This is a genomic window from Pseudoalteromonas sp. TB25 (assembly GCF_000497995.1).
In the GTDB taxonomy this organism is placed as follows: domain Bacteria; phylum Pseudomonadota; class Gammaproteobacteria; order Enterobacterales; family Alteromonadaceae; genus Pseudoalteromonas; species Pseudoalteromonas distincta.
Map to the genome: position 1 here is coordinate 1 of NZ_AUTI01000383.1, position 10,072 is coordinate 10,072.

The 10,072-nt window shown below is 38.6% G+C and carries 7 protein-coding genes and 3 pseudogenes; 7 read left to right on the forward strand and 3 right to left on the reverse strand.

Annotated features, from left to right (window positions below; translation table 11 throughout):
- The 6 genes and pseudogenes from L652_RS0116615 to L652_RS0116640 form a co-directional block, all read left to right on the forward strand.
- Positions 1-950: pseudogene (locus tag L652_RS0116615) on the forward strand (pilin biogenesis protein); the annotation flags it as partial.
- Between the two features lie 589 nt (positions 951-1,539).
- The gene (locus tag L652_RS0116620; protein WP_024595218.1) at positions 1,540-3,027 is read left to right on the forward strand and encodes a hypothetical protein; all 1,488 of its coding nucleotides are present in this window, start codon (positions 1,540-1,542) and stop codon (positions 3,025-3,027) included.
- 235 nt (positions 3,028-3,262) lie between these two features.
- Positions 3,263-3,601: a hypothetical protein gene (locus tag L652_RS0116625; protein WP_024595217.1), complete on the forward strand. Its 339-nt coding sequence runs from the start codon at positions 3,263-3,265 to the stop codon at positions 3,599-3,601.
- Positions 3,594-4,934, forward strand: coding sequence for an SPFH domain-containing protein (locus L652_RS0116630; protein WP_002961828.1), 1,341 nt, complete (start codon positions 3,594-3,596; stop codon positions 4,932-4,934). Before L652_RS0116625 ends, L652_RS0116630 begins: the two co-directional genes overlap by 8 nt.
- A gap of 152 nt (positions 4,935-5,086) precedes the next feature.
- Positions 5,087-5,353 carry a YrhK family protein gene (locus tag L652_RS0116635; RefSeq protein ID WP_002961829.1) on the forward strand — a complete coding sequence of 89 codons (267 nt, stop codon included), beginning with the start codon at positions 5,087-5,089 and terminating at the stop codon, positions 5,351-5,353.
- 89 nt (positions 5,354-5,442) lie between these two features.
- The gene (locus tag L652_RS0116640; protein WP_024595216.1) at positions 5,443-5,958 is read left to right on the forward strand and encodes a M23 family metallopeptidase; all 516 of its coding nucleotides are present in this window, start codon (positions 5,443-5,445) and stop codon (positions 5,956-5,958) included.
- Between the two features lie 74 nt (positions 5,959-6,032).
- On the opposite strand, the gene L652_RS0116645 is transcribed toward L652_RS0116640, so the two are convergent.
- Positions 6,033-7,202, reverse strand: coding sequence for an MFS transporter (locus tag L652_RS0116645; RefSeq protein WP_024595215.1), 1,170 nt, complete (start codon positions 7,200-7,202; stop codon positions 6,033-6,035).
- A 242-nt stretch (positions 7,203-7,444) separates the two neighbouring features.
- On the opposite strand from L652_RS0116645, the pseudogene L652_RS1000000124620 reads away from it, so the two are divergent.
- Positions 7,445-7,630: pseudogene (locus L652_RS1000000124620) on the forward strand (hypothetical protein); the annotation flags it as partial.
- Here L652_RS1000000124620 and L652_RS0116655 read toward each other — a convergent pair.
- Both L652_RS0116655 and L652_RS01000000124005 read right to left on the reverse strand, forming a co-directional pair.
- On the reverse strand, positions 7,601-8,602 hold the full coding sequence (locus L652_RS0116655; RefSeq protein WP_002961833.1) for a LacI family DNA-binding transcriptional regulator: 1,002 nt from the start codon (positions 8,600-8,602) through the stop codon (positions 7,601-7,603). The pseudogene L652_RS1000000124620 and the gene L652_RS0116655 sit on opposite strands and share 30 nt — an antisense overlap.
- Before the next feature lie 76 nt (positions 8,603-8,678).
- Positions 8,679-10,072 (reverse strand): annotated as a pseudogene (locus tag L652_RS01000000124005) (MFS transporter); the annotation flags it as partial.

Genomic DNA, 10,072 nt, shown 5'->3' on the forward strand with positions numbered 1-10,072 from the left:
CTGGCGGTAATATTTGGCGAGTAGATATTCCTAGTGAAGATGAAGGTGATATTACCCATTTTAAACTTGCGGAACTTGGCAGTACATTAGCGTCGCAAGACAGACGTTTTTTTTACAAACCATTAGTTGCTAGAACGCTGTTTAGTAAAGTTACTAAAACCAATTATGGTGGTGAAATGATCACCACCCGTTTAGATACCCCGTACGACGCAATAGTTATAGGTAGCGGAAATCGTTCAAACCCACTTGCTACTAATGAGCAAGATCAGCTGTATATGATCCGTGATGAAAACACCCTAACAAAAATATTTACTGAATTTCCAGCCCCAATAATGCCAGATGATTTAATGAAAATGAATGAAGACCCATTTGGTAATGCACTTGATGACGTTGATAAATTTGTTAACCTTGAAGTTAAGTTAGCCGAATTTAAAGGGTGGCGATACGAATTAGGGACAGGCGAAAAGTCCCTTGCTGCAGCAACGGTCGTTGGTGGGGTTGCTTACTTTACTTCCTTTACGCCTGCATCTTCATCATCAACACAAAACCAATGTTCGTTAACGGGTGGTGGTGGTTCGCTTTACGCCTTTCATTTGCATTATGGAACGAAGGTTTATGACGATGTGAAATTTGCAACAAGTAATGATGTACCTGATACACCGAAACTATTTTTTGGGGAAGGCCCGTCGTGTGCAGATAATGATGCGGATGGTAAGTGCGATTGGGATGATGCAACGGATGTAACGCAAGTTAGTCAGTTTTATTTAATAGGCCCTGGGGTTAAAGGTTCTGATAAGCCGATAAAAGCTATTGAAATACTTGGGCCAAATTTAAATGTTGAAGGTGGAAAAGTTAAGCTAGTAAATGGCGCTGAACCAATTGGTTTTGGCTTTAAAACCCAACAAACCTATATTTATAAACGCGAAGAAAACGATACTCAGGCACTTTAGAAACACAATGCAATAAACATAAGCCACCTTAATTAGGTGGCTTTTTAATTTTAAGAGCGAATCAAAAATGCTAATGGTTTACTTATATAATTGGTTTAGAGTTTTCGAAGGGCTCTAAACCAACCTATGTATAATATACATTCGTTTACAAAACTCGGTCATCACTTGAGCCCTTTACTCTAGGTGCCTGTAGTCCATATTAGTTAAGAATAGCTGGCATTTGTTATATTTAATTAACAAATGTAAGAGCTAAATATAACATGCTGTGTCACTATATAGGTACAGGGCATGTTAACTTGTTGCCATCCCCCCATAAAAATTCAATAAATTTCTGTTGTTTAAATTTATACCAACCTGCATAAATCTTTGAGTAACTTAACAAATTAAATTGCACTATAACGTCGTTAAAATTTTATTTAGAACAACTAGATACAAAAATTTTTGCCTCGTTCTAGCGTAATTTCTTAACGTTAACTAGAACCCATATATAAGCAGATTGGCATTACTTATTTTGTATTAAAGTAACTTATTTAATTTATAACAATATGATTTTTAATAATAATTAAAGTGCAAAAAAGGAAGTCTTTGTATGTTTTTTAAAAAAAGTCAGTTAGCTATTTCATTAGCGTTTACGCTAGGCCTTGTTGGATGTGGTGGCGGTGATAAAGCGGCCGTTGTAGAGCCAGTTGTAGCTAAGCCAGATCCCGTGAAAGTAGAGCCCGTAGAAGTTAACACTATCTCTCTTACAGGAAAGGTTATTGATGGTTATGTATCTGGTGCAATAGTATGGCTGGATATTGATGGCGATGGTACTTTTGACGAGCAATCAGAACCTTCTGTAGTCTCTGAAGAATCGGGTAATTATAGTTTTAATTTTACAGAAGAGCAGGCGCTGTGTGTGCCGTATTCAACTATGTACGTTGATGTACCTGTCGGCGCAATTGACGAGGATTTAGGAGAGGTAACACAAGCGTATCAAATGTCATTTCCACCCTCAATTGAGGCTCTGACTGATGAAGATATTCGAAATATATCCCCTTTAACAACCGTTATTTGGGAACAGTTGAGCCTTCAATTACAAAAAATTGGTAACAATAATTTAAGTTGTGATGCACTTAAAGAAAATACTGAGCTACTGGCAAACCTTCAAAGCGAAATAACAAATGTTATGCAAAACTTGGTTGCGCATTATAATTTGTCGACGGAACAAATTTATTCAGATTTTATCGCTACTAACGACAGCGACGCTTACGACAGAGCACAAGCAATTGTTAAGGGGTTAAAAGCCGCCTATAAATTCAAGCAAGAGCTAGATGCTCAGTATCCTGATGCAGAAGAAGTAAGAGCAGTGATTTATCAAGACACAGCAAAAGATGCAGAGTATGGGTTTGAAAATGCATGGTACCGCGACAAAGTTATTTTTGCAGGCGCTGAACTTATTTATGAGCAAGTAAAGCTTCAAAATACAGACGAACTCGACAAAATTGACGTTATTTTGTCTCGATTGGATTCAATAGATACGCCTTGGGGCGAAGAATCGTTAAATGGAAAATTAACAGTTAGAGACGATGTTTACATTAACGCCGATCGTACTTACCGATGCTCTAGCATTGAGAACGTTAGTTTTGAGCAAAGCAATGTGCTTTATGGCGTTACTAATACTAGCCCATCGGTTAACTTCCCAACAGCAGATGAATGCGTTAGTGCTAATTTAGATACACCGTTCGAGCGAGGTTTTAGCATTAGCTATACTGAGTCAGGATCGTTTTACCAAATTGACTTTGCCTTTAGAGAAGAAAATGCCGACTTTCAAACATTATCTGATTGGGTAAATGTTAAAGACAAAGCTACTGACTTAGAAACTCAAGATTTAGTGACCGTACTCGCTGCTATGCCTTATAAGTTTGATGACGAAACATCTATTGATGCTAGCTTTTGGCGTAAATACAAAACCACAGACAACGTACGTATTATAAAAACAATTGAAGGGCAATGGTTTAGAGAGACTCGCCGAGAAGATGGAACAATGCTGTATGAATGCGGTGAAAACGGTGTTGATTGGGGGCCATGCGAATAATGTAAAAAGCACTTTAATGAATATTAGCTTAGTGCCAGTCAGTTAATAACTGACTGGCATTTTTTGTTTGAAAAAGCTTACTTTTATGTGCGCTTATAACTGTATACCTGATGAACTTTATTTTTAATCTGTTTTTTACTCGGGTTTACTGTAAAATTACTGGGTTAACATTTGTTAAGCAATGCTTACAATTGTTATTGCTCATTAAGTATTTAAACTAATTTAAGTAGAGCTTATGATTTTTTATATTATAGGGTTAAGTTTACTTGTTATTATTTTATGCGTTGCACTTTATGTAATTTACAGCAACGTACATAAAAGTCGGGTAAGAAAATCCAAGGAATACAACGTACTGTTTGATAAAGACACGATAGTTGATGAACTAATCACTCAACTAACAGAAAAAAATCAAACACAAGAAAACCAAGATAAAACAGCTAAAGGTAAAGAAGAAATCCTTGCAACATTTGTTGAGTTACATCGCTCTGGTAGCTTTTGCGCACATTTGAGTGAACAGGAAATTATTTACTTTGTTAAAAAGAAATTAAACATGGAGAGTAATAAAAATGGATAGCGAAAAAGCAGTCCCAGCAGTAAAAAGTGACTCATTTATGAGTCGATTTGGTCGTCGTAATGTAATTATAGTGTCATCAATTGTTGTTGTATTGGTAGTGATAGCAACCCTTACATCGCAAGTTGTTTCGTGGAATGAAGCAGATGAGCGTTTAGTACATCAATCGGCTTTTACAGGTAACTTAACCGTAATAAATCAAGCCGGCCCTTACTTAAAAGCGTTTGGTAGTACATCTGCTTATAAAAAAGTAATTTCGATTAACTTTACGGGCGATGCCGGTGCAACAGCAAGCGCAATTGTACCGCTAATACCAATTCGATTTTTAGATACCACAACAGGTGGCGCACGAGGTGTCTCTCGTTTTAGATTACCAGGCAATGTACCAGCAGCAGAGTCGGGTGCTCTACGTGGTTTACTTAAAATACACGAAGAGTTTGGTTCACAAGAAACATTAATATCTAATTTATTAATGCGTGCAACCACCGAAAATGTAAAAGCGTCGGCGCGAATGATGTCGGTAGAGCAACATTACTCTGGTGGTAATGGTCAATTAAGCCAAGATTTTGCAGATCAATTAACCAACGGTATTTTTGTTACTGAGCAAATTATTAGTACAGGTGAGCGCGATAAATCTGACGACTTAGGTAATTTAAGTAAACAGCAACGTGTCACTATTAATATTAAAATGGATGATGAGGGTAATACACTGCGTAACGCACCCATTTTAGGCGCTTACGGTATTACAGTAGTTGATGCCAGCATTATTGATATTGACTACGAAAGCAAAGTAAATGCTCGCCTTGAAGCCCAAAAGCAGGCTGCTGCTGATGAAGCGCTAGCGCGTCAAAACCTTAAAAAAGCAGAGCAACAAGCGCGTACTGAAGTGGCTTTAGGTGAACAAGCAATTGCTAAGCAACGTGCTGAATCTGAAAAGCTAAAAATAAAAGAGCAAATTGATGCTGAACGAATTAAGGCAAATGCCATTATTTCTGCGCAGCAACGAGTGGCTGTAAAAGCGGAGCTTGCGAAAGAGCAAGAAGAGATTCTAAAGCAACAACGTTTAGAAGCATTAGGTATGGACGTTTTAGCTGAGGCTCGTTTAAGAGCTAAGTCTGCTGCACTTGATCCAAAGTATGTATTTGATGAAACGCTAAAAGCAGAAGTTAAAATTCAAACCGCTTTATTTACAAGCCTAGGTAATAGCCGTTTAGTGCCTGAAATTGTAATAGGCGCAGGCCAAGGCGAGCAAAGTAATGGCTCTGAATTTATGCGTTTATTAGCCGCCGATGCTGCATTAAGTCTTAAAAAGCGTTTAGAAAAAGAGAAAAAATAAACGATTAGTTAAGTATTGCACAAACAATAAAAACGTTGGCTGATTCGCATTGGCCAGCGTTTTTTATTGCGTAAATTTTGTTATTGTATGGTGCGGCTTAGCTTGTGAAAACAAGCTTTTTAAATTATTAAATAAAAGAGTGAGCAGTACTTATGGACCCCAGTAATCAGTTTATTTTAGATTTAGGACAAGAGCATATTACCATCCAGCGACGATATGAAGCGCTGGGAGCGTTTAACGATTTTTTGATTGCTGTGTGGTTTTTAATTGGCAGTTTTTTCTTTTTAAATGACTCACTAATAGAAAGTGGCACATGGTTGTTTATAGCGGGCAGTGCTCAATTACTTATAAAACCTGTTTTGAAATTGATCAGCTTAGTACATGTTAGTCGGGTATTTCATTCAAATAAAACTTCATAAATAAAACCATAAATACGACTCATGATGAGTTCAGTTATTATGGCTAATAATTTACCAGTATAAGTTATTTAAATATCAAGGATAGAAAAGTGAAAGTACTTAAGTGGATTTCAATTGGAATAGCTACTTTACTAATTATAGGCTTACTAATTCCCGAAAAAATAATGATTCCGGTACAAGGTGCCACAAGTAAAGATTGGAACCATAACACGTTTTGGTACGAGCCTTGGGGTAGGTCGGGTGTGCACAAAGGAATTGATATTTTTGGCACAAAAAATACTCCCGTAGTTGCCTCAACAAGCGGTATTGTTATATTTGCAGGTGAGTTAACTCGTGGTGGTAAGGTGGTTGCGGTGCTTGGGCCTAAATGGCGCGTGCATTATTTTGCACATTTAAATAACTACTCGGTAAGTACAGGTGATGTAGTAAGCATAAACAGTCAAATTGGCTTACTGGGCGATACCGGAAATGCCGCAGGAAAACAGCCTCATGTGCATTATTCTATTTTATCGTTAGTGCCCATGCCGTGGCTTTTTACAACGCAAAACCAAGGGTGGAAAAAGATGTTTTTTTTGAGCCCACATAAAAAACTCACTGCTAAATAATAGTTTTAGCTGTTAAATCAAGATGTTTAACAGCTAGAATTAGTTAATAAGCAAGCGTGTATTTAAGCTAAAAATTAGCCTGCAACTGGGGTTTTACCCGCGCGAATATTTTTAATGCTTTTAATAAACATATAAATACAGGTAGTGATTAAACAGCCTGCTAAATAAAACACAATACCGTTGGGTGCATCAGATAAATTTGCAGCAAGCATAGGGCCAAATACCGACCCAATACTGTAACTCAAAAGCATTACCTCAGTTGCAGATACTATTTTTGCCATTGGTAATGAGTCGCACGCAAGTGTTATAGCAATCGGGTAAAGTGCAAAGCTGCATGCGCCTAGTATTAAGTAGCTTACTATTAATCCTGCTAAAGTGTTTGCTTGTAGTATACCCACAGCACCGGCTGCGCCTACTAAACAAAACATACCCATTAATAAGCTTTTTTCAAGCCGAGTAGATAAGTAACTCACAAGCGGCTGCACGACCATGCCGCCTAAGATAATAACCGCCATAAGTGTTCCTGTGTACTGAGCTTGATCAGCTTGTGCTGCAATATACACCGGCATTAAGCCGTAAATAGGGCCCAGTAATAAGCCCGATGCTAAGCATCCGAGCATAGCTGGGTGGCTTAATGTTTTTATTTCTTTTAGTGGTAGTTTTTCAAGGTGCTGTTTTTCGGGCTGACCTTTGGTTATTAATAAAGGGGCTAAAATAGCTAAAAATAATAACGAGGCTACAAATAAATAAGGCGTTGAACCTTCGGTGCCAAGCGGCCCTATAGCAAGTTGACCAACCGCGCTGCCCCCATAAAGTGAGGTCATGTATAAACCCAAACGTTTAGCACGCGACTTTGCTGTGTTGGTCATTAATAACCAAGACTCAACAACGACAAACACACCGGCAACAGCAACACCAGCTACAAATCGTGCAATTAACCAGTTAACGGTATTTGGCAGTGCAAGTTGTGCAAGCACGCTTGCTATTAATAGGCTTAAAAATAATATAAATGCGAAGCGATGACCCGTTTTTACCACAATGCGCTCTATTGTGGTGGCGCCAATAAGTAAGCCAAAGTAAAAAATGCTCGCAAGCCAAGGCGCTAGGTTTTCATCGAGTTTAAATGCGGGTAACGACAGCGGAATAAGGCTCATTAAAAAGCCGGATGCGATAGCAAAAAATGACAGCCCGATAACGGGTGCTAAAGGGTTATTAGAGGTGCTTGTGGCGGCTGATTCGGCCATGTGTGTTTATCGACTCATCAAGGTAAATAACCACTGTTTTAAAGTTTGAGAGGTTACTTTAATAATAAAATTTGCGCGAATTTAGAGCCAAATTAAAAATAAGTAAAGTGATATTTTATTAAATAATATAAATAAATTTAAAACGATCTTTTTGGTAAATTATCGGATCTATTATGCTTTTTATTGTAGTGTTTTTATGTAGATATTGTTTTATATTTGTGAGCATTTATGTCTGAATAGAGTTTTTTGTAATGCAAGCAGATAGGCACATATCGCATGCTGCACGTCACTTTTTAAAGTTTTCGCAGCAGCACGTAGAGCAATACGTAGAGCAATACGTAGAGCAATATTTAGATACGCAGTGGGTACGTAATGAGTTACATAACTTAGATTTAAAGTTAATTAATATCCGGTGTAGAGTCTCTTAAAATAAGCTTTGGCTGAAACACGTGCTTTACTGTTATGCCGCTTTTTTTGTAAATGTCTTTAAGCACTAAGTTAGCCGCAGCTCGGCCCATTTCGGGAACTGGGTTATCTATAGTAGTCAGTGTTGGGTAGAGATAATTGGTAAAAATTACGTTATCGAACCCAATAATGGCTAAATCTTTTGGCAGGTTAAAACCGTGTTCGCGGGCGTATTTCATAGCACCCGATGCCATTTCGTCATTGGCACATACAAGGGCGGTTATTTGCGCTTTATTTTGAATAAAATGCCTTAAGCCGTCGCTGCCGCCGGTTTCTTTAAAGTCGCCTATGTAAAATAAGTTTTCGTCAAAGGTTAGGTTGTATTCTGCGAGGGCTTTTTTGTGGCCTTTTAAACGATTTGACGCGTCTTCTTTAAACTGCGGGCCTGCTATGTACGCAATGTTTTTATGGCCTTTGTTGATCATGGCTTTAGTGGCTAAGTAGCCGCCCATTACGTTGTCGAGGCTAATGCAGTTTTCTTCAATTTCTTTAACGTAGCGGCTCATTAAGTAAATAGGGGTTTTGCCTTTACTTAACTCAATTAGGTACTCGTTTGATACCGCTTCTACGTGGGCAATAATAGCGTCGCAATTACGGCCTATTAAAAACTCAAAGCCGCTTTTTTCTTTTTTCTCGTCACTGTGCCCAGGGGTAATAATAACGTGTTTACCCGCAATACGAAGGTGCTCTTCAATGGCTGACATCATTTGACCAAAAAACGGACCATCCAACTCAGAAACTAAAATACCGACGCTGTTTGTAGTGCTAGACGCCAAAGAGCGAGCAATAGAACTTGGCTGATAGCCTAGCTCTTTCATTGCTTCTAATACCTTTTTTTTAGTTTTTTTGCTTACGTAGTCGTTGTCGTTAAGTACCCTTGAAACAGTTGATAAAGACACACCTGCCATTTCTGATACTTGATAAATTGTCGCCATTGATGTCCTAGCTTATATGTATTTTTACTCGCACTTTATAAAAAATATAAAGTGCGAAGGGTCATTAAAAGTTAATTTACACATTACTGCGTCTAATTGCTAAGTCTTCTGTTATTTTTTGCGTCATCGCTGAGGTTAGCGGATAAATAAGCATCAATGCGGCGCCTAAAAAAGCAAATGCGGCAGGTATCCAGCTCATAAGTAACTGCATACCAGGTAGGGCTTGTGTAATTGTTAGCTCATCCATACCGTTATAGCCGTAGCCTGCAAGTACCACCAATACTAATGCACCGGCAAAACCACCACCGGTTTTTTGCACAAATGTACCCGCAGAATAAATAAGGCCTGTAGCGCGGCGTTTGTTTTTCCACTCTGAATAATCGGCTGAATCACCAAGCATACTAAAAAATAATGTTGGCATCATCGCGGCAAAAAATTCAGCAGCGCAACCAAAGGTAAATACAGCAATAAGGTTATCACTAGGTACCCAGTAAAATGCAGTAGTGAGTATGCCGCTTAGCATTAATGAAGCAATAAATAGGTTTCGTTTACCCATAATTTCGGCCAGTTTACCTGTGGCAAGTGCGCCAAATATAGATACAACCAACAAAGCAATAAAGTATTGCCCAGNCCAGCCATGAGTTCATTGGCTACGTGATACTTAAAGTAGTACGCAATTACACCGTATTTTATGCCATTAAACATCATGGTTAAAAAACCAATGCCGAGTAACACCAACCAAGGTTTGTTGGTCAGAAGATCAACCATGTCGCGCTGTGATCCCGTTAAGCTTTGTTTATCTTTATTGAGTAATTTTTTAATAACGAATGTCATTGCAGCCATAACAAGGGCAAAAAATACGCCGCTGTATAAATCGCGGTAATAAAAAAACAGGGTGGTAGCAAGCAAAGGTAGGATTATAAATGGCAGGCTTTTGGTTAAATCAAACAACTCTGATTTTAAATTCCCTTCATTTGAGGCATGCGGTGTTACACGCTCTTTGGTGGTCGCAAACGTTATAATCATTAAAATAATAAGTAAGCTGGCAAATAAGTACATAGTAAGCTGATAGCCTTTGGCGTTGTCGCCGCCACCAAAAAATGCCACTAGCTCAGGTAAAAAACCCATAACCAATAAGCCACCCGTAAACGCACCTGCAAACCTAAAACCAGAGAGCTTTGTGCGCTCTGTATCGTCTGGTGTCATTACGCCCATAAGTGCCGAGTAGGGCACGTTACTTACGGTGTAAGCAAGCGTTAAACCTATGTAAGTTACGTAAGCATAAATAAGTTTATTGGTGGTGCTAAAGTCGGGTGTAGTAAAACACAACACCATAAACAAGCCCAAAAACGGTGCCGAGTAGAGTATCCACGGGCGAAATTTACCAAAGCGCGACTGCGTTCTGTCGGCAATCATACCCATAATAATATCGGTTACGCCATCAGACAGCCTTACCACCAAAAACAACAT

Bases quoted from the DNA above. Each gene is read 5' to 3' on its own strand.
- L652_RS0116655 (WP_002961833.1), bottom strand. From the start codon at position 8,602: ATGGCGACAATTTATCAAGTATCAGAAATGGCAGGTGTGTCTTTATCA.
- L652_RS0116625 (WP_024595217.1), top strand. From the start codon at position 3,263: ATGATTTTTTATATTATAGGGTTAAGTTTACTTGTTATTATTTTATGC.
- L652_RS0116630 (WP_002961828.1), top strand. From the start codon at position 3,594: ATGGATAGCGAAAAAGCAGTCCCAGCAGTAAAAAGTGACTCATTTATG.
- L652_RS0116620 (WP_024595218.1), top strand. From the start codon at position 1,540: ATGTTTTTTAAAAAAAGTCAGTTAGCTATTTCATTAGCGTTTACGCTA.
- L652_RS0116645 (WP_024595215.1), bottom strand. From the start codon at position 7,202: ATGGCCGAATCAGCCGCCACAAGCACCTCTAATAACCCTTTAGCACCC.
- L652_RS0116635 (WP_002961829.1), top strand. From the start codon at position 5,087: ATGGACCCCAGTAATCAGTTTATTTTAGATTTAGGACAAGAGCATATT.